At 64.1% G+C, this 309-nt stretch carries 1 pseudogene; it reads left to right on the top strand.

Going from position 1 to position 309, the window contains the following annotated elements:
* A pseudogene (locus tag FOJ82_RS16030) lies at nt 1–248 on the top strand (hypothetical protein); the annotation flags it as partial.
* Nucleotides 249–309: the final 61 nt, after the last annotated feature.

Here is a 309-nt window from a genome sequence, read left to right on the forward strand (position 1 = left end):
AGGTGAAGGTCCAACCGGTGATCGATCTGGGGGATGTTCCACCCGAGGACCAGTACGTGCCGTCGATCTCGATGAAACAAGCGGTCAGCCTTGCCGCCCAGCACGAGGTGTTCCTCTACTCCAACCGAACATCCCGCGGGCTGGACCTGGACCACACCCGGCCCTATCGCCCACGGACCCGGGGCCAGACCCGGGTCGGGAACCTCGCCCCCATCAGCAGACGAGTACACCGGGCCAAGACGGCGTGAATCTGGAAGGTGGAGCAACCGAAGTCCCTGGTACTGGTTTGGACCAGTCCGCTCGGCTACC

This window comes from Tessaracoccus rhinocerotis (genome assembly GCF_007197885.1).
GTDB lineage: Bacteria > Actinomycetota > Actinomycetes > Propionibacteriales > Propionibacteriaceae > Arachnia > Arachnia rhinocerotis.